At 60.7% G+C, this 23,741-nt stretch carries 20 protein-coding genes; 9 read left to right on the top strand and 11 right to left on the bottom strand.

What is annotated here, in order from left to right:
• Positions 1-31: 31 nt before the first annotated feature.
• Together ACR3EM_RS01065 and ACR3EM_RS01060 are read left to right on the top strand one after the other, a co-directional pair.
• Positions 32-904, top strand: a complete 873-nt coding sequence (locus tag ACR3EM_RS01065; protein WP_480468974.1) for a LysR family transcriptional regulator — start codon at positions 32-34, stop codon at positions 902-904.
• 128 nt (positions 905-1,032) lie between these two features.
• Positions 1,033-1,479, top strand: a complete 447-nt coding sequence (locus tag ACR3EM_RS01060; RefSeq protein WP_480468973.1) for a hypothetical protein — start codon at positions 1,033-1,035, stop codon at positions 1,477-1,479.
• Here the strand turns inward: ACR3EM_RS01060 and ACR3EM_RS01055 are convergent.
• The 5 genes from ACR3EM_RS01055 to ACR3EM_RS01035 form a co-directional block, all read right to left on the bottom strand.
• Positions 1,476-1,721, bottom strand: a complete 246-nt coding sequence (locus tag ACR3EM_RS01055; RefSeq protein WP_480468972.1) for a MoaD/ThiS family protein — start codon at positions 1,719-1,721, stop codon at positions 1,476-1,478. The two genes, ACR3EM_RS01060 and ACR3EM_RS01055, sit on opposite strands and share 4 nt — an antisense overlap.
• Positions 1,714-3,969, bottom strand: a complete 2,256-nt coding sequence (locus ACR3EM_RS01050; RefSeq protein ID WP_480468971.1) for a xanthine dehydrogenase family protein molybdopterin-binding subunit — start codon at positions 3,967-3,969, stop codon at positions 1,714-1,716. Before ACR3EM_RS01050 ends, ACR3EM_RS01055 begins: the two co-directional genes overlap by 8 nt.
• Positions 3,969-4,448 (bottom strand): (2Fe-2S)-binding protein, encoded by a 480-nt coding sequence (locus tag ACR3EM_RS01045; RefSeq protein WP_170408211.1) that lies wholly within the window; start codon positions 4,446-4,448, stop codon positions 3,969-3,971. Before ACR3EM_RS01045 ends, ACR3EM_RS01050 begins: the two co-directional genes overlap by 1 nt.
• Positions 4,445-5,311 carry an FAD binding domain-containing protein gene (locus ACR3EM_RS01040; protein ID WP_480468970.1) on the bottom strand — a complete coding sequence of 289 codons (867 nt, stop codon included), beginning with the start codon at positions 5,309-5,311 and terminating at the stop codon, positions 4,445-4,447. The genes ACR3EM_RS01045 and ACR3EM_RS01040 overlap by 4 nt, the downstream gene beginning before the upstream one ends.
• 129 nt (positions 5,312-5,440) lie before the next feature.
• Complete coding sequence (locus tag ACR3EM_RS01035) at positions 5,441-8,653, bottom strand: reductive dehalogenase (RefSeq protein ID WP_480468969.1); 3,213 nt, start codon at positions 8,651-8,653, stop codon at positions 5,441-5,443.
• A 77-nt stretch (positions 8,654-8,730) separates the two neighbouring features.
• Between ACR3EM_RS01035 and ACR3EM_RS01030 the strand changes: the two genes are divergently transcribed.
• Positions 8,731-9,633 carry a LysR family transcriptional regulator gene (locus ACR3EM_RS01030; RefSeq protein ID WP_480468968.1) on the top strand — a complete coding sequence of 301 codons (903 nt, stop codon included), beginning with the start codon at positions 8,731-8,733 and terminating at the stop codon, positions 9,631-9,633.
• Here the strand turns inward: ACR3EM_RS01030 and ACR3EM_RS01025 are convergent.
• The gene (locus ACR3EM_RS01025) at positions 9,624-10,475 is read right to left on the bottom strand and encodes a LysR substrate-binding domain-containing protein (protein WP_480468967.1); all 852 of its coding nucleotides are present in this window, start codon (positions 10,473-10,475) and stop codon (positions 9,624-9,626) included. The two genes, ACR3EM_RS01030 and ACR3EM_RS01025, sit on opposite strands and share 10 nt — an antisense overlap.
• Positions 10,476-10,578: 103 nt before the next feature.
• Here ACR3EM_RS01025 and ACR3EM_RS01020 point away from each other — a divergent pair, with 103 nt between their 5' ends.
• Positions 10,579-11,280: an SDR family oxidoreductase gene (locus ACR3EM_RS01020; protein ID WP_480468966.1), complete on the top strand. Its 702-nt coding sequence runs from the start codon at positions 10,579-10,581 to the stop codon at positions 11,278-11,280.
• A gap of 2 nt (positions 11,281-11,282) precedes the next feature.
• Here ACR3EM_RS01020 and ACR3EM_RS01015 read toward each other — a convergent pair whose 3' ends face one another.
• The 3 genes from ACR3EM_RS01015 to ACR3EM_RS01005 are packed head-to-tail and all read right to left on the bottom strand — an operon-like array spanning position 11,283 to position 15,820.
• Positions 11,283-12,554, bottom strand: coding sequence for an NAD(P)/FAD-dependent oxidoreductase (locus ACR3EM_RS01015; protein WP_480468965.1), 1,272 nt, complete (start codon positions 12,552-12,554; stop codon positions 11,283-11,285).
• A 42-nt stretch (positions 12,555-12,596) separates the two neighbouring features.
• Positions 12,597-13,631 (bottom strand): ACP S-malonyltransferase, encoded by a 1,035-nt coding sequence (locus ACR3EM_RS01010; protein ID WP_480468964.1) that lies wholly within the window; start codon positions 13,629-13,631, stop codon positions 12,597-12,599.
• Positions 13,628-15,820, bottom strand: a complete 2,193-nt coding sequence (locus ACR3EM_RS01005; RefSeq protein WP_480468963.1) for a dehydrogenase E1 component subunit alpha/beta — start codon at positions 15,818-15,820, stop codon at positions 13,628-13,630. Before ACR3EM_RS01005 ends, ACR3EM_RS01010 begins: the two co-directional genes overlap by 4 nt.
• 180 nt (positions 15,821-16,000) lie before the next feature.
• On the opposite strand from ACR3EM_RS01005, the gene ACR3EM_RS01000 reads away from it, so the two are divergent.
• Positions 16,001-16,891 carry a LysR substrate-binding domain-containing protein gene (locus ACR3EM_RS01000; RefSeq protein WP_480468962.1) on the top strand — a complete coding sequence of 297 codons (891 nt, stop codon included), beginning with the start codon at positions 16,001-16,003 and terminating at the stop codon, positions 16,889-16,891.
• A gap of 2 nt (positions 16,892-16,893) precedes the next feature.
• Here the strand turns inward: ACR3EM_RS01000 and ACR3EM_RS00995 are convergent, their stop codons facing one another.
• Both ACR3EM_RS00995 and ACR3EM_RS00990 read right to left on the bottom strand, forming a co-directional pair.
• Complete coding sequence (locus tag ACR3EM_RS00995; protein WP_480468961.1) at positions 16,894-17,646, bottom strand: nuclear transport factor 2 family protein; 753 nt, start codon at positions 17,644-17,646, stop codon at positions 16,894-16,896.
• A gap of 155 nt (positions 17,647-17,801) precedes the next feature.
• Positions 17,802-18,959, bottom strand: a complete 1,158-nt coding sequence (locus ACR3EM_RS00990; RefSeq protein WP_480468960.1) for an acyl-CoA dehydrogenase family protein — start codon at positions 18,957-18,959, stop codon at positions 17,802-17,804.
• A 204-nt stretch (positions 18,960-19,163) separates the two neighbouring features.
• Here ACR3EM_RS00990 and ACR3EM_RS00985 point away from each other — a divergent pair, with 204 nt between their 5' ends.
• The 4 genes from ACR3EM_RS00985 (at position 19,164) to ACR3EM_RS00970 (ending at position 23,727) form a co-directional block, all read left to right on the top strand.
• Positions 19,164-19,796: a pyridoxamine 5'-phosphate oxidase family protein gene (locus ACR3EM_RS00985; protein WP_480468959.1), complete on the top strand. Its 633-nt coding sequence runs from the start codon at positions 19,164-19,166 to the stop codon at positions 19,794-19,796.
• A 106-nt stretch (positions 19,797-19,902) separates the two neighbouring features.
• On the top strand, positions 19,903-22,377 hold the full coding sequence (locus ACR3EM_RS00980; protein ID WP_480468958.1) for a heavy metal translocating P-type ATPase: 2,475 nt from the start codon (positions 19,903-19,905) through the stop codon (positions 22,375-22,377).
• On the top strand, positions 22,374-22,763 hold the full coding sequence (cueR, locus tag ACR3EM_RS00975; protein ID WP_480468957.1) for a Cu(I)-responsive transcriptional regulator: 390 nt from the start codon (positions 22,374-22,376) through the stop codon (positions 22,761-22,763). Before ACR3EM_RS00980 ends, cueR begins: the two co-directional genes overlap by 4 nt.
• 91 nt (positions 22,764-22,854) lie before the next feature.
• The gene (locus ACR3EM_RS00970; protein WP_480468956.1) at positions 22,855-23,727 is read left to right on the top strand and encodes an NAD(P)-dependent oxidoreductase; all 873 of its coding nucleotides are present in this window, start codon (positions 22,855-22,857) and stop codon (positions 23,725-23,727) included.
• Positions 23,728-23,741: the final 14 nt, after the last annotated feature.

The following is a 23,741-nucleotide window of genomic DNA, read 5'->3' as shown; positions in this document are numbered from 1 at the left end:
CAATTGAAGTTAAGTTCAGGAAAATTGAAATTTGACACTGAAGATCGAAATGCTGCGCTGTTTCTGTACCGTTGCCCAAACCGGCAATCTGGTCGAGGCTGCAGACCGGTTGGGCCGCACCCAATCGGCCCTGTCGATGACCCTGAAACAGCTTGAGGATCATCTGGGCAAGAAGCTGTTTGAAGGTGAACGTAAAAATCAACTCTCCGCACTGGGAGAGCAAGTGTTCGATCTGGCGCTGCAACAGGTTCGGCAGTTCGATCAGACAGTCCAGAATATCGAAGCTGCAGCCCATGCCGAGCAAGGCCTGATCCGCATCGTGTCGGTCCCGTCTGTCGGCGCGCTGATCTTTCCGAACCTTCTGGAGCATATGAGCAGACAGTACCCCGGTGTACAGATTGAGCTGCGCGACACCGACACCCAGCAGGTGCTGGACGCGCTGACCGGTGATCAGGCGGATATCGGCATCGCCTCGGGGCTGCATGCGTTGAACGGGGTCAAAGCCGTTCCCCTGTTCGAGGATGCATTTGGCCTTGTAGCGGCTTCGGATCATCCGCTGATCACACAAAAGACGCCGCCGACCATCGTGGATTTGCAGAATGCTCCCTTCATACGCAACGCGTTGTGTGACCTGATCCAGACTCCGGACTTTGCAGCCGTGGCCGAGACAGCCGAGGTCACCATCCACAACACCCATTCCCTGATCACGATGGTCCGGTCCGGAAGATGGATCACCGTCCTACCCAAGACGGTGACCGAGTTCCTGCCCTCGGAGGTCGCCTTCTGCCCCATCGCGAATCTGCACGACAAGCGGCAGGTCTATCTTTATCTTCGTGAGAGGACCCGCTTCCCCTCTCTGACAAGGGCCTGCAGTCAGTTTATCCTGTCGCACGGATTTTCCTGACCGGGAAACGTCAGACACCGCTCTGCACATTCTCTCGCCATGCTGTGAGCAAGGTTTATTGGGCAGAAACCAAGGGCAACCACATCTTTCTATCAGGCCCACAAGTGGTGTCAGAGATAGGAGAGATGATGAAAAAGTCCATCACGACATATCTGCCCGCACTCGTTGTTTTGCTGGCCGGGCAAGCTGTGGCTGCGCAGGAGATCGCGGTGCATGGCCCATCGGGATACAAGCGCGTCTCGGCATCGGATGCCGCTTTTCATGGCACGGCGGAGCCGCGTATTACGCGGTATCACACGCTTGCTGTGAACCCGGCGCAGGTTGACTTTCCGGTTGTGAAAATCAACGTGCACAAACCCAAGATCAAGCTGAAGATACACAAGAAACCCAAGGTGAAAATATACAAGCAGCCGAAGCAAAAGCAGCTGTATCATCACCCGGCATACAAGCGCCCTAAATATCGGCACCCGGCGTATAATCATCCCAGATACCGGGCGCAGAGGCTGCATCTGCGGTCCAGAGCCTATCGCGCGCCGCATTACCGCTATGCCCCCAAGCGGTATCGGCGGCACTAGCCGCCGCGCAGGCGTTGCATGAGATAGACTTCGCTGCCTTCGGGGATTGGTTCGGTCAAGCCACTGGCGATGACGCGCCCGTCTATGGCAATCGACACGCCCGCATCAATCGGGGCCTGAAGCTGCGGATGCGCGCGCACCAGTTCGCGCAGCAGCTCTCCGGTGGTTTTGGCCTCGACCTCGACCACCTCGCAACCCCCGGTCAGAGACCGGAGGCTGGACCAGAGGTGGACCTCAACCATTGTCCTTGAGCGCGGCCAGAATGCGCGGCGGGGACATCGGCAGTTGCTTCAGCCGCACGCCCGCTGCGTTGGACACAGCATTGGCGATTGCGGCCAGAGGTGGAACGATGCCGGTCTCGCCCACACCACGCACACCGAACGGGTGGCCGGGGTTGGGCACTTCGACGATCACCGTGTCGATCATCGGCAGGTCGCTGGCAACGGGGATGCGGTAGTCGAGGAAGATCGAGTTCTGCAGACGACCGTCGTCGCCATAGATATATTCCTCGTTCAGCGCCCAGCCGATGCCCTGCGCGGCTCCGCCCTGATACTGGCCTTCGACATAGGTCGGGTGGATCGCCTTGCCCGCATCCTGAATGACCGTGTAGCGGGTGATGCTGGTCTTGCCGGTTTCCGGATCAACCTCAGCGTCGACGATATGGGTGCCGAAGGATACACCCGCGCCTTCAGGCGTGGCCTCGAAATGGCCCGAGATCGGGCCGCCGGTCGCGCCCATATGGGCGGTGATATCGGCCAGCGGGCGAGGGTCGAAGTCACCGGCGTTGGGGCCTGAGGGCACAGCACAGCCGTTCTCCCACTTCACCGCATCAACCGGAATACCCCAGCTGGCTGCGGCACGGGCGCATAGCTGCTCGACCGCATGGCGGGCCGCCTTGATGGTCGCCAAGCCCGAGGCATAGGTCACGCGGCTGCCGTGGCTTACATCATTGTAACCCAGCGTTGCCGTATCGGCGACGGTCACGCGGATATTCTCGTAGGGAATACCCAGAACCTCGGCCGCCATCAGCGCCATTGACGCGCGCGAGCCGCCGATATCCGGCGTACCGACCATGACTTGGGCCGAGCCGTCCTCGGACAGGGCCAGAGAGACCGAGGTTTCGCCGCCATGGTTGAACCAGAATCCGCAGGAGATCCCGCGCCCCTGCCCCGGCTTCAGCGGGGCTGCGTAATGTGGATGCGCTTTCGCAGCTTCCAGCGTTTCGACTAGGCCGATGCGCTCATAGGTCGGGCCATAGCTGGCCTTGGTGCCCTCATGAGCCGCGTTTTTCAGACGCACATCCAACGGGTCGAGGCCCAGTTTGTTGCACAGCTCATCCAGAACGGATTCAACGGCAAACGCGCCCATCGGAGCGCCCGGTGCACGATAGGCGGCCTGTTTCGGGCGGTTGGCCATCACGTCATAGCCGACCTGACGCACATTGGTCAGGTTGTAGGGCGCAAAGGCGCACATGGCGGTCATGTCGCCGGGTGCACCCGGGAAGGCTCCACCCTGAAGGCGGAAAATGCCCTGAGCCGCCGTGATGGTGCCGTCTTTCTTCATGCCGATCTTGATATCCATCGACGCGGATGAGGTCGGGCCCGTGGCGCGGAACACCTCGGACCGGGTCATCACCAGCTTGACCGGGCGGTTTGCCTTGCGGCTGAGCGCCAGCGCGACCGGCTCGATGAACACTGTGGTCTTGCCGCCAAAGCCGCCGCCGATCTCGGACGCGGTCACGCGCAATTGCGAAGTTTCGATCCCCAGCAGCGCGGCGCAGGTTTTCTGCGCGATCCAGTGACCTTGGGTGGTGCACCACAGCTCACCCTTGCCATCCATGCCCAAGGAGCCCATGCAGGCATGCGGTTCGATATAACCCTGATGGGTGGCCTCGGTGACAAAGCTGTCTTCGACGACCAGATCGGCCTCGGCAAATCCGGCTTCGACATCACCATGGCCGCTTTCGTGATAGCGCACTACGTTGGGGTGCATGCCCTCAGGCACAGAATAATCCGCCGCACCTTCGCGGATGACGGGTGCGTCGGGGGCCATCGCCTTGTCCACGTCGGTGACATGAGGCAGGACCTCATATTCGACCTCGATCAGCTTCAGCGCATCGCGTGCCGCCAGGGCCGATGTCGCTGCAACTGCCGCCACCGCGTGGCCGTCATAGAGCGCCTTTTCACCCGCCATGACGTTTTCCAGCACGTTCCAGAATTCGCCTTCAAGCCCCGGTTTGAACGGGACATCGGCGAAATCGGCGCGGGTCACGACGGCTTTGACATCCTTGTGGGCCTCGGCCTTGGAGGCGTCGATCTTCACGATCCGCGCATGCGCATGAGGCGAGCGCAGGATGGCGCCGTGCAGCATGCCGGGGGCCGAGATATCTGCACCGAACTTGGCGCGGCCCGTCACCTTGTCCAGACCGTCGGGGCGGTCAGGGCGGGTGCCGACAAAGGTGAAATCAGATTTGCGATCGTCCAGAGCCATTATGACGCCTCCCGCATTTCAGCCGCCGTATCCATCACGGCGCGAATGATCTTGTCATAGCCGGTGCAGCGGCAGAGGTTGCCTGCCAGCCAGTACCGGGTTTCCTCTTCGGTCGGGTTGGGGTTCTTTTCCAGCAGCGATTTGGCCGCCACCAGAATGCCCGGGGTGCAGATGCCGCATTGCAGGGCGGCATATTCGATCATCTTCTTCTGCAGCGGATGCAGGACGTCGCCGTCCGCGATCCCTTCAACCGTTTCGATCTGCTTGCCCTCAGCCTCGACGCCCAGCATCAAGCACGAGCACACCAGACGGCCGTCAACGCTGACCGAACACGCGCCGCAATCGCCGGTGCCGCAGCCCTCTTTCGCTCCAGTCAGGTTCAGCTTGTCGCGCAGACAATCCAGCAGGGTTTCGCGTGGATCACAGAGGTATTCAACCGCGTCCCCGTTCACGGTGGTGGATACGTGGAACTTGCTCATACGTCTTCTCCCTTCGCGCGGGCATAGGCGATTTTCGCGGCGCGTTTGGCCAGTACACCGGCCACTTCGGTGCGGAACGCGATGGTCCCACGTTTGTCATCGATCGGGTTACAAGCGGCAGAGGCCGCAGTTGCCAGTGCTTCCAACGCCGCTTCATCCAGCGTGCTGCCAATGATCGCCTTGGCGCAATCTTCGACCAGCAAGACAGTCGGAGCCACGGCACCCAGCGACACGCAGGCTTCGGTAATGGTGTCCCCATCCAGCCGCACGTTAACGCCCACACCAACAACCGCGATATCCATCTCGGTGCGCGGGATAAAGCGCAGGTAAGCATCACCGCCGTTTTCCCCGCGTGCGGGGATGTTGACCGCCGAGATCAGTTCACCTTTGGCCAGTGAGGTCTTGCCGGGTCCGGTCGGGATGTCTTCGACCGCCACCTCTCGCGTGCCGTCCGGGCCAGTCACGGTGACCGTAACGCCCGCCGCAACCATCGCTGGCACCGAATCCGCTGCAGGTGATCCGTTGCACAAGTTGCCGGTTAGCGTCGCACGCCCCTGTACCTGAGTCGATCCGATCAGGTCCATCGCCTCGACCACCCCCGGCCAGTCGCGGCCCAACTCGGCGTGCTCGCTCATCTCGGCACCGGTCGCGGCGACGCCCAGCGTCCAGCTGCCATCGGCGTTGCGGGTGATGTCGCTGACGCCGTCGATCTTCTTGATGTCGATCAGCGTATCGGGCGTCACCAGTTCCGAGCGCAGCTGCACCAGCACATCGGTGCCGCCTGCCAGAAACCGTGTGATGCCCGTCGCGTTTGCGGCCAGAGCTGACGCCTCGGCAAAGCTGTCGGGGCTGTGATAATCCATGAAAATACCTCGCACCTGTTGATCAGGATAGACTGGGGTTCGCCGGGGACGTTAGTCCAGCAAATCGGCGGCGTCCATGGCTGGATCGACCAATTTTTCTAATTCAAAATGTCGTTTTTTCACCAATGATCACAGATCGATCTCGATCACCCCGTCTGGTTCGGCTGCCCGGCTTTGGCACAGGATGATCGCGCCCTCTCTTTGTTTGTTGGACAGGACAAAGTCGCGATGTTCGATTTCGCCGGATATCACGCCGCATTTGCAGACACCGCAAATGCCGTCGGAGCACTTCAGATCGACGTGGAAACCCGCTTCGTTCAACACCTGAGCAGCATCCTTGTCTGCCGGAACGGTCAGCTCCCGGCCCGATTTCGCCAGCCTCAGAGTGAACGGGTGATTTTCATATTCGGGCTGTTCGGGGACCGAGAAATACTCCAGATGCCGCGCCTCTTCGGGAAAGCCCTGCGCCTCGGCAGCCTGCATGACGCCGTCCATATAGCGGTCGGGGCCGCAGGTGTAGACATGCCAGCCGTCCTGATATCCTCCCAGAATCGCCTCCAGATCGGCGCGCGTGCCTTCATCCGAGAAATGATAGTGCACGTGATCGGCCCAAGGCATCGCTGCCAGATCGTCCAGATATCCGGCACCGGCGCGGGTGCTGGCGGAATAATGCAGCTCGAATGGCTTGCCCAACCCGTACAGGCGATGGGCAAAGGCAATCATCGGCGTGATACCGATACCGCCGCCCATCAGGAAGGTTCTGGTCGCGGTCTCGTCCAGCTCAAAGTGGTTGATCGGTTTCGAGATGAAGACCTTGCGCCCTTCATTGAAGATGCGATGCAGTAACGCCGAGCCTCCGCGCCCTTCATCCTCGCGCAGCACACCGATCTGGTAGGTTGTGCGGTCCGAAGGGTCGCCCGACATCGAATATTGCCGCAGGAATTCAGGCGAGACCAGCACGTCCAGATGCGCCCCAGCGGTCCATTCGGGCAAAGGCGCGCCGTCGAAGGTCGAGAATTCGTACTTAGTGACGTCCGCAGTCATCTTGTCGACCTTGGTCAGTTCGACCCGCATCACCGGAGCGTCCCCGGCGACCTGATAGCGATGGATGACCGACATATCGCCAGCCGCTTTGCGCGTCTTGTAGTCTTCGGCGGTGAGCATCGCTTCGTATGCGGCAATCCCGGCTTCGCGGTCCATGTTGAACGGGTATGGCCAAGGATGCGGTGCCAAGGGCGCAGGGTAAACGGCGAGCGTCTGGTCTTCGTATTTCAGATCGAGGTCTTTTTGCAGATCCCGCCGGTTCAAAGAATGCTGGGATGGGCGATAGGCCCCGTCGGGTTCCAGTTCGATGTCCCACCACCACTTCTTGGTATCATTCAGACCGCCATTGCCGACCGCATCATCCAGTTTGGCCAAGGCAGGCGCGGCTTGGGGGATATTCATCGCGGCCCATCGGAAGGGGCGCTCCTTGAAGATGCCTTCGAGATTCCACGGGCAGGTCTTCATACAGCGCCCGCACATCGCGCCTCCGGGCGTGGTAATTCGGTAGGTGGCGCATTTCTGGCTGTCGGATTTCCAGATTTCGTAACCGTTGAACATCAGCTTCGGCCCGGCAGTGATCGCGCCCGAAGGGCATTCCCGCGCGCACTTGTTGCACGACTCGCAAAAAGTTTGCAGGCCGAAATCGATGGGTTTGTCATGCGTCATCGGCATGTCGGTTGTCACGACACCGGATTTCAGGCGTGGGCCGAGATAAGGGTTCAGGATGACTTCGCCGATCCGGCTAACCTCTCCCAATCCCGACAGCAACAGCAGCGGCGGTTGCAGCACCTCACCATCCATCACCGTATGCGCTTTGGCCTTGTAGCCGAGATTGCGGATCTGCTGCGCGATCACGCCCCCCAGCAGCGAGAACCGCAGATAGGCCCGCATCGATTGGGCGACGCTGATCCAATCGTCACCGCTGGCACCTTCCATCGTCTCATAGCCCTGATCGATGATCATGCTGATCGCTTGATCGTGGGGCGGAACGATCTCTTCCCCGGTGGCGTCGTGGGAATACCAGCTCCACTCGGGGCACCGGCTGAGGCCGACCGCATCGACCCCAAGGAAATAGGTCGCGGCCTTGATATTCTGGGCATTTCTTTCGGCATCTGTTGGCCGCGCCGCTTCGGCTCTGTCACCGTCCTGCAGCAGAACAAACGCGCCCAGCGCGCGACGTTGGGCAAAGCTGGGGGCGGATTTGCGCACGTAGTGCCCGCCCTTGGTCGCATCCTGCAGCGATTTACCCATGTCACCGAACTGGGCCCGTGCGAACATATCCGCGCGCTTGGGCACGCGGGCTACGTTTTCCTCGTCGATATAGGTGGTCGGAGTGTCGACCCGTTTGAGGTTCTCAAACGGATGCGCCCCGTCCACATAACGCCGCTTGGCATAGGCATCCCGGTTCAGCGCGTTCTTTGCAAAGCCCGCACCCAGCCACCAAGCGGGTCCTTGCGTGCGGAACCAAGGCTGGTCGGCCATCGGGCGCAGTGGGCGGTCATGCGCGATCTCCATCTCGGTGGTCACGGCGGCCAAACCGAACCGCTTGCCTAGCCACGGCACCACAACCGCGCCGTCCTCGACCGAGGCCAGTCCCGCCGCAACCGCCAGCTTGCCCAGATCGACCTCGGACGACATTGCCGTATGCGCACGCGCATCGAAGCCCAGCAGGCGGATGTAATTGGCAATGACCACCGCATTCTCGGTCGCCAGCAGGCACGCACGATGATCCTGCGCATCGCCGATCCAGTCTGTACCCGGCTCTGACGGCTCAGGGTCGCGGTTGAACTCATAGAGGAACACAATCGCATGACGATGAGAGTCGATGGGTTTCGGCGCGGCCTCCATGCTTTCTTTCAGGTCCGCCATGATCACGTCGATGCCCGAGGCAAGTGTCTTGGTCTGCCGCGTTTTGAGCGCATGGGCCAGCCGGTCGATATCCGGGTTGCGCCGCGGCTCAGCCAGCATCGCCTCCGCAGGCAGCGGCCCGCAGCCCATCATCGACGCATCATTGAAATAGCCGAATGCTTTCAGATGGTTGGCACGATCCACAGGGTTGGCAGGAATCTCCGAGGCAACCGGATTCACGAACCCATCCCGGATCGCGTCCATCATCGCCTGAAATTCGCCCATCGCATTCACGATGCTTTCGGGCTGCTCGGGCCTGTGAAAGCTGAGTGCGCGCATCGGTTCGACCAGCGCCAGATCAGGCATCCGATCCTGCCGCGCCAGCCGTTCCAGCGGGAACGGACCCATGTGAACAGGTCTGTTCTTGTCCGAGAAAAAGCGGATCCCCATTGCGCGCCTCCTGCTTGCTGCCCACTCCCCTACCCCGGCATGGACACCAAAACCATTCATGAATAATCATAGATGGTATGAGCAGAATTGATTTCACAGATCTCGACGGCAAGGTCCTGCGAGTGTTCCTGACGATACTCGAAGAAAGCTCGGTCTCGAAAGCCGCGGACCGGCTGGGCGTGACGCAATCGGCTATCAGCCATACGCTTGGTAAGTTGCGGCAGGTGCTGGGTGATCCGCTGTTTGTCAGGTCCGGTCAGGGACTGACCCCGACCGAGCGTGCGCTATCGCTGAAAGAGCCGGTACAGCAGGTATTGGACAGCATGCGCGCGCTGACCGAAGGCCGCCCGTTTGATCCGCTGTCCGAGCAGATGGACGTTCAGATCGCCACAAATGATATGCCGCGCGAGCTTATATTTCCCGATCTGTTGCGGGAAACGCGTGAAGAAGGCGTTCGGTTGCGGCTGGAGTTCATCCCCTCGGGCGTTCCCGACCCGGACCTGCTGCGTAGCGATCGGTGTCAGTTGATGCTGACCCCTCTGCCGCCGGATGGGCCGGATATCTTTCAGAAACGGCTGATTACCAGCCCGCTGATAGTATTCTACGACGCCTCCCGTCGCGATCCGCCCAAGGATTGGCAGGCCTATTGCAACAGCGACCATGTCGAGGTGCGCTTTGCCGATGGGCGAAACGCCCGCGCTGTTATGCGTGGCGTGGATCAGAGCCAGATCAGACCGCCCGTCGTGACCTTGCCGCATTTCAACGCGATCCCGCCCTTCGTGAAAGGCAGCGACCTGATCTCGACCGATACGGCGTTGATGAAACGCGGTCCGCTTGCAGCGCTGGACTGCGCGCCGCTGCCGTTCAAATGCGAGCCGGTGTCGATCTATATGGTCTGGCACCAACGCTCGGCCAACGACCCGGCACATCGTTGGTTACGCGAACGGATTGAGGCCATTGCCACAACTCTTCAGACCTGAGACAGCAACCAGTCGCGCATCTGTCTCACCAACTCTGGTTGACGCGGTTTCTGCGGGGTGACGATGAAAAAGCTCAGGTCATCAACCAGCACCTCGGAGAGCGGCTGCACCAACCGACCCGAGGCCAGTTCTGCCGACACAAGCGGTGCGTTGGCCAGCGCAAACCCCTGCCCAGAGATTGCGGCATCTATCGCCAGGCTTGTCTGGCTGAAACTCATCATCCGGGGTCGCCCATCGACCCCGGCGCGTTCCAGAAACAGGGGCCACAGCCCATGGGAATCGCTGAGCAGAACGTGCTGCATCAGATCGTCTGGACCAGAGATTTGCGCGGCAAGCTCCGAGCTGCCAACCACCACGAACTCGGTCGAAAACAGGGGCGTCGCCTGCAAGCCCTGTGCAATCGGCATTCGGCTTTGACGCACTGCGATGTCGACTCCGTCCGACCTGAAATCCGCCAACCGCTCGCGCGCGTCGACCTGCACCGAGATGTCGGGATGTCGGGTCACAAAATCACTCAGACGCGGCACCAGCCATTTTGAGGCAAAGCTGGGCGTGACCGAGATCGTGATCTGCCGCTGATCGGCCAAATCATCTACAGCCTCTTCGATCAGCCGAAACGCCCGGCGCAGCGGTGCGTGGAACCGACGCCCCGCTTCGGTCAGGCACAAACCGCGTGGAAGGCGTTCGAACAGCGCCGTTCCCAGCCGCGCCTCAAGCCCGCGCACCTGTTGCGCAACCGCCCCCTGGGTTACGCCGATTTCTTCCGCGGCAAGGCGAAAATTCAGGTGACGCGCCGATGCTTCAAAGGCGCGCATCGCGTTGAGAGGTGGAAGAGCGGGCATTCCCTGACTGTAGATTTTCTACTGCCACCGCGCAACAGAACTGATTGGTAAAATTGATCTTGCTGCGCCATCGTCTTGCGAAACAAGGCATAGGAGTGTGTAGATGGAAAAAGTAGCTTTGATCACCGCAGGCGGCAGCGGCATGGGCGCAGACAGTGCGCGCAGATTGGCGGCGGACGGGTTCAAGGTCGGCATCCTGTCTTCCTCGGGCAAGGGTGAGGCGCTGGCGCATGAGTTGGGCGGCGTGGGCATCACCGGCTCGAACCAATCAAATGATGATCTGCAAAAGCTGATCGATGCAGCGATGGCCCATTGGGGGCGGATTGATGTGCTGGTCAACTCGGCAGGTCACGGCCCTCGCGCGCCGGTGCTTGAACTGACGGATGAGGATTGGCACGCCGGCATGGATGTCTATTTCATGAACGCCGTACGGCCCACACGATTGGTAACCCCGATCATGCAGGCGCAAGGCGGTGGGTCGATCATCAACATATCGACCTTTGCCGCCTTCGAGCCTGATCCGGTGTTTCCGACCTCTGGCGTGTTCCGCGCAGGGTTGGCGGCATTTACCAAGCTGTTCTCGGACCAATACGCTGCCGACAATATCCGCATGAACAACGTATTGCCCGGTTTCATCGACAGCCTGCCCGAGAAGGAAGAGTTCCGCGCACGCATCCCACTGGGCCGTTATGGGCGCAGCTATGATGAGATCGCCTCGGTCGTGGCCATGCTCGCCTCTGAAGGCGGAGGCTACATCACCGGACAAAACATTCGCGTCGACGGTGGAATCACCCGGTCTGTCTGACGTCAGAACCGGGCCTTGATGAGATGCGTCAGCGCCGCGCCGGTTTCGAAATAGGCGCGGCGCAGGCCAGTCCAGCGCTCGCTGTAATCGGACACCGCAGGCACCGGCAAAAGCACGGGGTCGTCCTGTAACAAGCTCTGCGCGGTCAGGCGGCCAAACACGGTGCCGGGACCGATACCGCGACCCGAATATCCGTGGATGGCAAGCGCGTTCGGTCCGATCCGGGTGATCTTGGGGATATGGTCCGAGGTCATGGCAATGCGCCCGTGCCAGCCTTGTTCCAAGGGTTGATCGGCCAGTTGCGGGTACAACTCGGCCAGTTTACGTTTGGCCCACGCGGTATGTGTCGCGCTTCCCGCATGGGCAAGATCGCCCATCGCACCGAGGATGAAGCGCCCCTCGTGATCCATCCGGAACGAGGTCATGATCAGGCCGGTATCCCACGCCCCCTCACCGCCCGGCAGAATGCTGGCCCGCAGATTGTCAGACAGAGGTGCCGTGGCGTATTGGAAATAATAGACCGGCACATAAGCCGGTGCAGAGTCGGCCAGATTCTGGTGATACGCGTTGGTCGCCTGGATCACCGACTTTGCCCGAACGGTGCCTTGTGGCGTCGTCAATATCCAGACATCGCCATCATGCCGCGTCGACCGCACCGGGCTTTGTACAAAGATCTGCGCGCCGGCCTCCTGCGCCGCGCGCGCCAGACCGCGCACATATCCCAGTGGCTGGATCGTACCTGCACGCGGGTCAAATAACGCTCCTTGAAACGCCTCGCTACCGGTGCGGTTCGTGGCCTGATCCGAAGAAAGCAACTCGACCGGAGCACCTGTCGCGCTCAGTTGCGCGTAGCGGGATTGCAGGTCGCGCAAACCGGCCGCCGAATGCGCGCAATGCAGGGTGCCATTGCGGACCGGGTCGCAATCGATCCCATGTGCTTCGATCAGGTCGAACACCTCGGATGGAGCCGCACCCAGAAGATCGATCAGGCGGTTCCCGGCTTCCGTGCCCAGATATTTGCGTATCTCTTCAGGCGGCAACCACAGGCCCGCATTGGCAAACCCAACATTGCGACCGGAGCCTCCATGCCCGATCCCCTGCGCCTCAAACACACAGACCGAGGCCCCCGCCTGCGCGGCTGTCAGAGCGGCCGAACAGCCGGTATACCCACCGCCAATGACCGCAAGATCGACGGTGATGTCGCGTGTCAGAGGTTGGCTTTCCACATGCTCGCGGCAGGTCTCTGACCAAAGGGACTGATCATGATCGCTCACATCGCGCTCCTTGCAGTATTACGGGTCCATTAGGGCGCAGGATCAGCCGGTTGCAAGCGCCCTTTGATCGTCACGACCCATGGCGATCAGGAAGGGCTGCGCCTCTTGCCGCGCCTGGAACGCGGCTTTGTCACCCATGCGACGCCAATCAGACAGAACCAGCGACTGCGCAACTGCGCCGCCCAAGGTGGCTCCGGGTCCGGTGACAATGAACAGATCGGGTGCAAATTCACGAGCCGCAGTCTGGAGCGCGCGCGTGAAATCGTAAGGTTCGGTCACCTGATGGCCCAGAGTGTAATCCCACAGCGCCTGCGTATCCGTCGCCCCCGGCCACCAGATTTTACCGCGCCCGTCGATCAGGGGGCGATCCGGCTGGCCGAAAAGGTCCGCCCCCAGCCGCGCCCGACCTTCGGCCGCAACCGGCGCTTGCAACGCCGTGTGGAACGCGGCGTGGTTGGCCAATCGCATGGGAAAGCGTTCCTGTACCGTTGGCTGAGAAGCCTCGAACGCTTTCAGGCCGTCCTCGTTGCCTGCAAGAACCAGCATGCCGCCGAGATCAATCGACAAAGCCAATGTGTGGCCTTCGATCTGGTTGATACGCGCCACGTCGGCCAAAAGGTCAGCCTTGCGGGTGGCGTCATTGGCCCAGCTATCGTCTGTGAAGGGATACACGAGTTGCCCGCCGATCAGATGCTCCTGCATCAGTGTGCCCATGGTGTTCACCACACGAAAGCCGTTCTCGGGCGACAGGGCACCGCCGGCGGCCAGTGCGATGTACCATCCCATTGAATTGCCCGTGACGGCCACCACTTCGATGTCCTCGGCCAGCGTTTGTGCATCAGCCAGCGACGCAGCATAGATCAGCGGGGACGCCACATCTCCGCGCGAGTATTTACTGACGGTGTAGCGGTCCGCACCATCCAGAGCGGTGACGGCCTCCTGCCCGGCCTCGGCGCGGATGGCGTCAAAGTCGCGGAACATCTGCATTCGGTCAGCGTGGTGGCGGTGCAGATAGCCCAGTTCAGGCTTGTTATAGGTCCCTCGACCGGGACAGATCACAACGGCGGTGCGGGTCATGATGCGCCTCCGGTCAGATTCAACGCTGCCGCGACGATATCGTCTTTTGAGGGCAGAGGCGCAGCATAGGAAGGACCAGTAGCGATGAAACAATCCTCGGCCACCACGCGGGCGGTTGGGGTGGAGGGACTTTCTTCGGCGAAGAAAGTCATCAGCGCCTCGGACTGGCTGCCAGTCTTGCGGCATTCGTCAACGATCAAAACATGCGCGCATGTTTTGGTGGCTTCACGCAAAGCTTCGACCGGCAGAGGAGCCAGCCAACGCATGTCGACAATCCGGGTTTTCAGACCCGCCGCCTCAATTTCGGGCAAAGCCTGTTGCGACAGGTAATGCCCGTTGCCATAGGTCACGATGGCGAGATCGGTGCCATCCCCATGTACGCCCACCTCGCCCAGCGCAATTATTTGATCCCGCGCAGGATAGGTGGTCATCCATCCGCCATCCTGCGCCCCGTGCAGATCACGCATGGGATAAAGTGCAATCGGCTCAAGAAACACCACCACGCGTTGTTCTTCACGCGCCAATCGCACGCACTCGCGCAGCATCTGCACCGCATCCGCCCCGGTCGAAGGGCAGGCGATAATTACACCGGGGATATCCCGCAAAACGGCCAGTGAATTGTCGTTGTGGAAATGCCCGCCAAAGCCCTTCTGGTATCCGAGCCCCGCAATCCGCAGCACCATCGGGTTGGTGAACTGCCCGTTCGAGAAGAACGGCAAGGTTGCAGCTTCGCCCCTGATCTGGTCCTCGGCATTGTGCAGATAGGCCAGAAACTGGACCTCGGGGATCGGGATGAAACCATTGTGGCCCATACCGATCGCAAGACCCAGAATGGATTGTTCATCCAGCAGCGTATCAATCACCCGGTCCGGACCAAAGCGTTGCTGCAGCTTCTGTGTCACGCCATAGACGCCACCTTTGCGGCCCACATCTTCGCCCATGCAAACGATCTCGGCATGTTCCAGCATCTGATCGGTCAGCGCCCAGTTGATCAGGCGGCTCAGCGGTTGGGGCTCATCCATCGCGCGCATGTCCCCGCCGAAGGCTTTGGCCCGCGCCTCGGCGCTGGGGCCGTTGGTCGGTTTACATGGGCGCTTGGGCGGGATCAGGCTGGCCATGACCTCGGCCGCATTGGCCAGATGGGGGCGTGAGGCAGCCTCCGCCGCCACGCGGTCGGTGCGAGCGCAAGTCTCTTCGTAGATTTTCAGCGCCTGATCCGGGGACAATGCCCCCGCCTGATCCAGCAGGCGCACGGAATGCAACAGAGGGTCGTTGGCCTCATCCGCCTCAACCTCGGCTTTCGGCAGGTAGGTCGTAGGCACATCCGCACCGGCATGGCCATAAAGACGCACGGTTTTCAGATGCAGGAAGGCCGGTTTGCGCCGGGTGCGGACATAGTCAGCAGCCTCCTGCGCCACGGCGAATGTCTCGTAGATATCAAGGCCATTGGCCTGGAAGTACCTGATCCCGGGCCGATGCTCCATCGAGGCCTGAATCCAGCCCTTGGGGGTCTTGACCGAAATTCCGATCCCGTTGTCTTCGCAGACAAACAGCAGCGGCAGCGGGGTCGATTGCACGCTGGTCCAGCCCGCAGTGTTGATCGCCCCCTGCGCGGTCGAATGGTTGGCTGAGGCATCGCCGAAGGAACACATCGCGATCCCATCTTCAGGAAGATTCCGATGTTCCGGATCATGCCGCCGCGCCGCACCCAAGCTATAGGCTGCGCCGACAGCTTTGGGCAGGTGGCTGGCAATCGTAGAGGTCTGCGGCGGGATGGTCAGAGCCTTGGAGCCCAGAACCTTATGCCGCCCGCCCGAGGTGGGGTCTTCTTTGGAACAGGCAAAACTCAACAGCATGTCCCAGGCGATCTGCTGGCCCGGCACCTGTTCGGCGCGGGCGATCTGGAATGCGGCATCGCGGTAATGCAGGAATGCGATATCCGTCGGCCGCAACGCGTGGGCTACCGCTGCCATCCCCTCATGTCCTGAAGACCCGATCGTATAGAACCCTTGCCCCGCCTTCTGCATGGCGCGACTGGTCCGATCCAGGGCGCGGCTGAGCACCTGTGACCGAAACAGCGACACGGCATCAGTCGGACTGAGCCCCGGTCGCGGAGGCGCACCTTCTGGCAGGTCGCGCTGTGCAACGCGAGTCAGGAAGTTCTCATGTACGATCTGGGCACGGTCCATGGGTCTTGCCTTGTCTGGTCGGTGTCATCGGCCCGTCGGCCACTGGCTAATTTGTCCCGCGCTCTGCCGGGGATTTCAAGCTCAACACTCTGGCGAGCATAGGGGCCATTTTGAACTCATCGCTCTGGCAGCGGGAAAAAACCAGTGCTATTGCATCCAAAAGGTATGAGGTTTCATCATATGATTGCGCCACGCCGGTTTCTTCCGTCTATCTCGTCCCTGCTGGCGCTAGAGGCCGTGGATAGACTGGGCAGTGCATCAGCCGCAGCAGAAGAGTTGTCTTTGACACAAAGTGCAATCAGCCGTCAGCTGAAGACGATGGAAGATCAGTTGGGCGTGCAACTGATCGAGCGCAGCCAGATGCGTCTGCATCTGACACCTGCGGCCAAAGACTATGTGCAAACCGCAAGGTCCGCGCTGCAGGAACTGGCGCAGGCGGCGCTTAAGCTGAAGGCAAACCCGGCGGGCGGTTCACTGGACCTGTCGATCCTGCCCGCCTTTGGCATGCATTGGCTTGCCCCCCGGCTGCAGGGTTTTGCCCGCCGCCACCCTGAGGTCACGGTCAATCTGGGCACCCGGCTGAAGCCGTTCGATTTTGCCTCTGAACCCTTCGATGCAGCCATTCATTTCGGCCAGAGAGACTGGGCAGGGGTCCACTATCTGCCAATCATGCGAGAAGAGGTGCTGCCGGTCTGCGCACCGGGGTTGATCGGAACCACCACCGACCCGTTGGAGGCCCTTCGCACCGCCCCATTGCTGCATCTGGAATCACGTCCGGACGCCTGGGAGAGATGGTTTGAAATGCAGGGCCATTCCGTCACCGGCTTGCGGGGGATGCTGTTTGATCAGTTCTCGACCATGATACAGGCCACGATACATGGATTGGGCGTCGGCCTATTACCTGCATATCTGGTGCAGGACGATCTGGAGGCCGGGCGTCTGGTGCCCGCTTGGGAAGGACCTCCTGTCAGTTTGGGCGACTATTATCTCGTCTGGCCCAATGACCGTGCCACGCCCGAACCGCTGAAATCCTTTCAGGATTGGCTAAGGGATCAACTGGCTTCGAAGTGAGGTCAGAACTTGCCGTTGTCATTTTTCCATTGCTCACGCGGCGCAATGGCTTCGACGGTGTCCCAGTGTTCGACAATCTTGCCATCCGCGATGCGGAAGAGATCATAGAACGCGCTATGCTTCCCCTGAAACTCACCCTCGCAGACGGTCAAAACAAAATCGCCCTCGGCCAAAACCCGATGCAGGTGCCGATAATTCACCTTGTCTGGGTCTGACAGTTCAGCCCGCAACGCCGCAATGTCATCGGACAGGCGCGGATTGTGTTCCACGTAGGCAGCCTCATCGATGCAAGAGGCGAGTTGCTCCAAATCACCGCCAATAAGAGCCGCCTCAACAAAGGATCGAACGAAAGCCCGGTTCTGTTCGGTCAATGCAGGATCACCAACCTCAGTCGACCCATCAACCATACTGTGACCCGACGCATTGGGGCCTTGGCGGGCCTGTATGTTGTCCCAATGCTCCACCGCCTGCCCATCTGCAAAACGGAACACCTCGAACCCGATATTGCGACGCGAGAAATCATACTCGGTATGGGCAAAAACAAACGCCCCATCCTCGAACACCCGGACGATGTTGACGCGCGGAGAGGTCTCAGACAGGCGCTTGAACAACGCAGCCAACCCCTCGCTGCCTTCATGGGTCTGCGGGTTATGCTGGATGTAGCGCGCCTCGTTCACCACCGAGATCGGGCCGGGATCACCGGTTTCGATGCTTTTGAGCAAGGCGCAGATGCGGGATTTGTTCGACGCCGCCATGAGCAAGTTCCTTTTTGCCGAACCAACTTGTGGCAATCATGGCAGGCGGATTGCGCATCGGCAATGTCGGTGCGCGTCAAAGGCTGCGCGACCTTCGGCCTTGCGTCCTGCGGACGGCAGGAGGGCCAGGCAGGCGCGGGCGGGAGCGCTTTGCCTCAGACGTCCAGCGAACGGGCGATGAGTTCTTTCATGACCTCATTGGTGCCGCCATAGATCATCTGAACCCGCGCATCCGCATAGAGCCGCGCGATCGGGTATTCCATCATGAACCCATAGCCGCCGAAAAGTTGCAGACATTCGTGCATGATCTCGTTCTGCACTTCAGAGCCCCAGTATTTCACCATCGAGGCGGTGGCCGCATCCAACTCACCTGCCTCAAGCTTGCCGATGCAATCGTTGACGAAACTGCGCAGCACTTCGGCCTTGGTTTTGCATTCGGCCAGTTTGAAGCGGGTGTTCTGGAAATCCATTACCCTCTGACCAAAGGCCTTGCGCTCCTGCACGTATTTCACCGTCTCGGCGATGGCGAAGTCAATCGCGCCCAGCGCCATGATGCCAATGGTCAACCGCTCCCATGGCAGCTGTTTCATCAGTTGATAGAACCCCTGCCCCTCTTCCGGGCCCAGCAGGTTGGTCATGGGCACTTTGACGTCTTCAAAGAACAGCTCAGCCGTATCGTTGCCCTTCATCCCCAGCTTCTTCAGGTTACGCCCGCGTCGGAACCCCTCGGCCCCTTCCGTTTCGACCGCGATCAGCGACACCCCCTTGGCGCCCAGCGATTTATCGGTTTTGGCCGCGACGATCACGAGATCGGCGGACTGACCGTTGGTGATGAAAATCTTGGACCCGTTCAGCCGATAGGAATTGCCATCCTTTTCGGCGCTGGTCTTGACCGCCTGCACGTCCGACCCGGTGCCCGGTTCGGTCATAGCCAGCGCACCGATCATCTCACCCGACGCAAGTTTCGGCAGCCATCGCTGTTTCTGATCCTCGCTGCCATAGGCAGTGATATAGTGGGTTACGATGGATTGGATCCCGTACCCCCAACCGGCGTCCCCGCGTGCGGTCTGCTCATAGAGCGTCACGGAATCAAATCCCATGCCGCCACCCACGCCGCCATACTCCTCGGCAATCGAGCCCGCCATCAGGCCCGCCTGCCCGGCCTGCAGCCAGAACGCGCGATCCACGACACCGTTTTCGATCCAGGTTTCGGCGTTGGGCACCAGTGCATCATCCATGAACCGGCCCGCCATATCGGCAAACATCCGGTGTTCGTCAGTAACCCAGGCGGCGGTGCTGGTAAAAAGCGACATCAAAAGCTCTCCAGATCAAGTGTTTGTTCAACGCTATCCTTGCACGCGATTCCTTCCAATCCATGTGACGTTGCGTCCGCGCAGTTCGCTACGCAACGTCCCTTTGTGCGCCAACCTCTTGGGATCACATCTGAGTTCCACCGGGTGACAAGCCCATCCCAAGCGGCTTTTATCCTTGCCAACCATATCGACGAGAGAAAACCCATGCCGCGTGCCTTTTCCGAACTGACCTTCACACCCGCCGTGCGCGCCCACCAAGAGCGCATGGGTTCGGCGGACGGTTATGCAAAATTCATCGAAGGTGGGCCGCAGCAAGGCCACCGGATTGGTCCGGCTGAGCAAGAGTTTATTCAGGCCCGGGACGGGTTCTATCAGGCCACCGTGTCCGAGACAGGCTGGCCTTATGTGCAGTACCGTGGCGGACCGATTGGATTTCTCAGGGTTCTGGACGACCGAACCATCGGCTATGCGGATTTCTCAGGCAATCAGCAGTATATTTCGCGCGGCAATCTGGACGGCAACGACCGGGTTGCGCTGATCCTGATGGATTACGCAAACAGCCGCCGCCTTAAGATACTTGGGCGGATGGCTTTCACCGAAGGGGCAAATGCTGCTGCCCACCTCTTTCCAGAGGGTGCCGAAGCCAAGGCTGAGCGCGCCGCGATCCTCCATGTCGAAGCGCTGGACTGGAACTGCCCGCGCCACATCACGCCCCGCTTTACTGAGGCCCAATTGAGGCCGCACATGAACGCGCTGGGTCAGCAATTGGCTGAGCTGCAGGCCGAAAATCAAAGACTGCGTCAGGAACTGGCCGCATTGAAGTCTGCAACCACCTAACCCGCGCCAAACCGACGCGGGCCAGGGAAATGATGGCTCAACCCTTGACCTTCCCGTGACTGGAACCCTTATGTCAGGGGCGAAAGTCACTTTTGGGACGACTCGGATGTCGGCATCACAACACGATCAGATCAAGATTACGGGCATGAACTGCGCCTCCTGCGTCGGCCGGGTTGAGGCCGCGTTGGGTGCGTTGCCCGGCGTCAGAGAGGCCGCGGTGAACTTTGCGACCGGCACGGCGGATGTGACTCATGACACCGCGCTTTCGGATATTCTGACTGCGTTGGATACCGCGGGCTACCCTGCGGCGACACGTCAGGCACGTTTGAAGATCGATGGGATGAGCTGCGCGTCCTGTGTCTCCAGGATCGAGCGTACTCTGCATGCCATCCCCGGTGTGACGGAGGCATCGGTCAACCTCGCCAATGCAAGCGCCGTGATCGACTATGCCGACGGCTTGACCGATCCGGCATCGCTGGCAAAACGCGTGTCCGAGGCCGGATACCCAGCCAGACCCGCCGATACGGGCGCAGAGGATCAGAATGAGAAAGCCGAAGAACTTGCCGGTTTGCACCGTACGACACTGATCGCGGCGGCGCTGGCCGTGCCGGTGTTCGTCCTTGAGATGGGCGGGCATATGATCCCGGCCTTTCATCAATGGATGATGGCCACAATTGGGGCACAGACCAGTCATGTGATCCAATTCGCCCTGACCACGATATTGCTGATCGGTCCCGGGCGCGTGTTTTATGCCAAAGGTATCCCCTCGCTTCTGCGCGGCGCGCCGGACATGAATGCGCTCGTCGCGCTGGGTACCGGGGCTGCGTATCTTTATTCGGTGATTGCAACCTTTGTACCGCAGGTGCTGCCGCAAGGCACCGCCAATGTGTATTTCGAGGCCGCAGCCGTCATTGTCGTCCTGATCCTGCTAGGCCGTTTGCTGGAGGCCCGTGCCAAAGGGCGGACCGGGGCCGCCATACGCAAACTGGTTAGGCTGCAGCCCAAAACTGCACGTGTCGAAAAAGATGGTCAGCTGATCGACCGCCCCATCGCCGAGATAGTGGTCCGTGACATCGTTCAAATCCGACCCGGAGAGCGCGTGCCTGTGGATGGTACCGTGCTGGACGGCAATTCTTATATCGATGAGAGCATGATTACGGGCGAGCCCGTGCCCGTTGGCAAAGCCATCGGTGACCCTGTTGTTGGCGGGACAGTTAACGGCACCGGGTCTCTGCGCATTCAGGCGACGCATGTGGGCGCGGATACGGTCCTGGCGCAGGTCATCGGGATGGTCGAGCAGGCGCAGGGGGCAAAGCTGCCCATTCAGGGGCTTGTCGACCGGATTACCTATTATTTCGTCCCTGCCGTTATGGCGATTGCTGTGCTGACGGTAGCGGTGTGGTTGATCTTTGGCCCTGCCCCGGCCTTGCCATTGGCTTTGGTCGCCGGGGTATCGGTCCTGATCATTGCCTGCCCCTGCGCGATGGGTCTGGCGACGCCGACCTCGATCATGGTGGGCACGGGCCGCGCGGCCGAGTTGGGCGTACTGTTCCGCAAGGGCGACGCGTTGCAACAATTGCAACAGGCCAAGGTCATCGCGCTGGACAAAACAGGGACGCTGACACTGGGCCGACCGGAACTGGAAGAGGTCATCATCACCAACGGATTTGACCGCGCCGAGGTTCTGCGCCTCGCCGCCGCTGCCGAGGCCCGGTCCGAGCACCCGATCGCCACAGCGATCACCCGCGCGGGGCCAGAAGCCTTGCCCGATATCGAAGCGTTCGAGTCCCTGACTGGCCTCGGCCTGCGCGCTCAGATCGAAGGGCGCGACGTGCTGGTTGGCGCAGATCGGCTGATGGCCCAGAATGACATTGATCTGGGCGAACTGCAGACCGAGGCGCAAAAGCGCGCTGCACAAGGTGCGACACCGATCTATGTCGCCATCGACGGTCAGGCCGCAGCAGCTTTGGCCGTATCCGATCCGATCAAACCGGGTACGACCGAGGCGCTGACCCGCTTGCATGATATGGGCGTAACGCTGGCGATGATCACCGGCGACAATGCACAGACGGCTCAGGCTTTGGCCGACCGTTTGGGCATCGATCATGTCACAGCCGAGGTGTTGCCCGATGGCAAGGTCGCCGCGATCTCAGCCCTGCAGCAGCAGTTCGGTGCACTCGCTTTTGTGGGCGACGGAATTAATGATGCTCCGGCGCTGGCAACGGCGGATATCGGTGTTGCGATTGGCACCGGCACCGATGTGGCGATTGAAACTGCAGACGTCGTACTGATGTCAGGCGATCTGCGCGGCGTGGCCAATGCGGTCGAGATCAGCCGCCGGACCATGCGCAACATCCGGCAGAACCTTGGCTGGGCCTTTGGCTACAACACGCTTCTGATCCCGGTTGCTGCCGGGGTGTTGTATCCGTTTGGCGGGCATCTGTTATCGCCGGCTCTGGCCGCAGGAGCGATGGCGCTCTCGAGCGTCTTCGTCGTTTCAAACGCGCTGCGCCTGCGGCGTGTAAGAGCCAGCCTGCCGGAGGCGCAGACCAATACGAGCCAAAGAGAGGTGGCGGCATGAATATCGGAGACGTCTCGACCCGCACCGGCCTGCCTGCCAAGACAATTCGGTATTACGAGGACATCAACCTGATCAAACCGCTGCGCGACGACAACGGATATCGGCGTTTTCGGGATCAGGACATTCACAAGCTGAACTTTCTGGGCCGCGCCCGCGCCCTGGGGTTCACGATCGAGGATTGTCGCACTCTGTTGGCGCTCTACGAAGACGAATCCCGTGCCAGCGCTGATGTGAAACGCGTGGCGCGCGATCATCTGGCCCGGATCGATGCGAAGATCGTCGATCTGAAGGGCATGCGCGATACGCTCAGCCATCTTGTCGACGCCTGCGCCGGAGATGACCGCCCGGATTGTCCGATTCTGAAAGACCTGGGCCACAAAGCGTGACGCGGGGTTGCCCTTTGGGCTCAGCTTTGCTTTGTCTTCGCTGAACATTCCGGCGCGATGCGCGCGCCGGACAGCGGAGGGGATCTCAAAAATGGCAAAAGTCGCGTTCCTTGGCCTGGGTGTCATGGGCTATCCGATGGCGGGGCACCTGCAGGCTGCAGGGCATGAGGTCACGGTTTACAATCGCACCGCAAGCAAGGCCGAGACCTGGGTTGCACAGCATGGTGGCGCGATGGCGACCACGCCGCGCGCAGCGGCGGAGGGTGCGGATTTCGTGATGGCCTGCGTCGGGAATGATGACGATCTGCGCATGGTTTGCTCTGGTGAGGAAGGTGCCTTTCACGGGATGGCGGAGGGTGCGATCTTTGTGGATCACACCACCGTTTCAGCGAAAGTGACGCGCGAGCTTTATGCGGCCGGTCAAGCGAAGGGTATTGCTTTTGTCGACGCGCCGATCTCGGGCGGACAGGCGGGCGCTGAGAATGGCGTGTTGTCGATCATGTGCGGTGGGGATCAGGCGGCTTACGACAAGGCCGAGCCTATGATGCAGGTCTATTCGAAGATCTGCCGCAGGATTGGTGACAGCGGCGCGGGTCAGATGACCAAGATGTGCAACCAGATCGCCATCGCCGGGCTGGTGCAGGGCCTGAGCGAAGCGTTGCACTTTGCCGAGAAAGCCGGGCTGGATGGCCGCGCTGTGGTGGAGGTGATCAGTCAAGGCGCCGCAGGCAGTTGGCAGATGGCGAACCGCTATGAGACCATGCTGGATGATCATTTTGAGCATGGCTTTGCCGTGGATTGGATGCGCAAGGATCTGGGGATTTGTCTGGAAACTGCAGATGAAACCGGGGCGTCCTTGCCGGTGACTGCTCTGGTCGATCAGTTTTACAAGGATGTGCAGAAGCTGGGCGGGGGGCGTTGGGATACGTCCTCTCTGTTCAAGCGGTTGCGCGCGTTGGGGTGATCGAAGAGGGGGCT

Source organism: Ruegeria sp. AH3 (assembly GCF_056536265.1).
Note: the sequence above shows the minus strand (reverse complement) of the source record. Positions and strands in the feature narration are given on the sequence as shown.

Bases quoted from the DNA above. Each gene is read 5' to 3' on its own strand.
- ACR3EM_RS01060 (WP_480468973.1), top strand. From the start codon at position 1,033: ATGAAAAAGTCCATCACGACATATCTGCCCGCACTCGTTGTTTTGCTG.
- ACR3EM_RS00990 (WP_480468960.1), bottom strand. From the start codon at position 18,959: ATGTCGCTTTTTACCAGCACCGCCGCCTGGGTTACTGACGAACACCGG.
- ACR3EM_RS00985 (WP_480468959.1), top strand. From the start codon at position 19,164: ATGCCGCGTGCCTTTTCCGAACTGACCTTCACACCCGCCGTGCGCGCC.
- ACR3EM_RS01010 (WP_480468964.1), bottom strand. From the start codon at position 13,631: ATGACCCGCACCGCCGTTGTGATCTGTCCCGGTCGAGGGACCTATAAC.
- ACR3EM_RS01000 (WP_480468962.1), top strand. From the start codon at position 16,001: ATGATTGCGCCACGCCGGTTTCTTCCGTCTATCTCGTCCCTGCTGGCG.
- ACR3EM_RS00995 (WP_480468961.1), bottom strand. From the start codon at position 17,646: ATGGCGGCGTCGAACAAATCCCGCATCTGCGCCTTGCTCAAAAGCATC.
- ACR3EM_RS00970 (WP_480468956.1), top strand. From the start codon at position 22,855: ATGGCAAAAGTCGCGTTCCTTGGCCTGGGTGTCATGGGCTATCCGATG.
- ACR3EM_RS00980 (WP_480468958.1), top strand. From the start codon at position 19,903: ATGTCGGCATCACAACACGATCAGATCAAGATTACGGGCATGAACTGC.
- ACR3EM_RS01055 (WP_480468972.1), bottom strand. From the start codon at position 1,721: ATGGTTGAGGTCCACCTCTGGTCCAGCCTCCGGTCTCTGACCGGGGGT.
- ACR3EM_RS01005 (WP_480468963.1), bottom strand. From the start codon at position 15,820: ATGGACCGTGCCCAGATCGTACATGAGAACTTCCTGACTCGCGTTGCA.
- ACR3EM_RS01035 (WP_480468969.1), bottom strand. From the start codon at position 8,653: ATGGGGATCCGCTTTTTCTCGGACAAGAACAGACCTGTTCACATGGGT.
- ACR3EM_RS01045 (WP_170408211.1), bottom strand. From the start codon at position 4,448: ATGAGCAAGTTCCACGTATCCACCACCGTGAACGGGGACGCGGTTGAA.
- ACR3EM_RS01020 (WP_480468966.1), top strand. From the start codon at position 10,579: ATGGAAAAAGTAGCTTTGATCACCGCAGGCGGCAGCGGCATGGGCGCA.
- ACR3EM_RS01050 (WP_480468971.1), bottom strand. From the start codon at position 3,969: ATGGCTCTGGACGATCGCAAATCTGATTTCACCTTTGTCGGCACCCGC.
- cueR (WP_480468957.1), top strand. From the start codon at position 22,374: ATGAATATCGGAGACGTCTCGACCCGCACCGGCCTGCCTGCCAAGACA.
- ACR3EM_RS01025 (WP_480468967.1), bottom strand. From the start codon at position 10,475: ATGCCCGCTCTTCCACCTCTCAACGCGATGCGCGCCTTTGAAGCATCG.
- ACR3EM_RS01030 (WP_480468968.1), top strand. From the start codon at position 8,731: ATGAGCAGAATTGATTTCACAGATCTCGACGGCAAGGTCCTGCGAGTG.
- ACR3EM_RS01040 (WP_480468970.1), bottom strand. From the start codon at position 5,311: ATGGATTATCACAGCCCCGACAGCTTTGCCGAGGCGTCAGCTCTGGCC.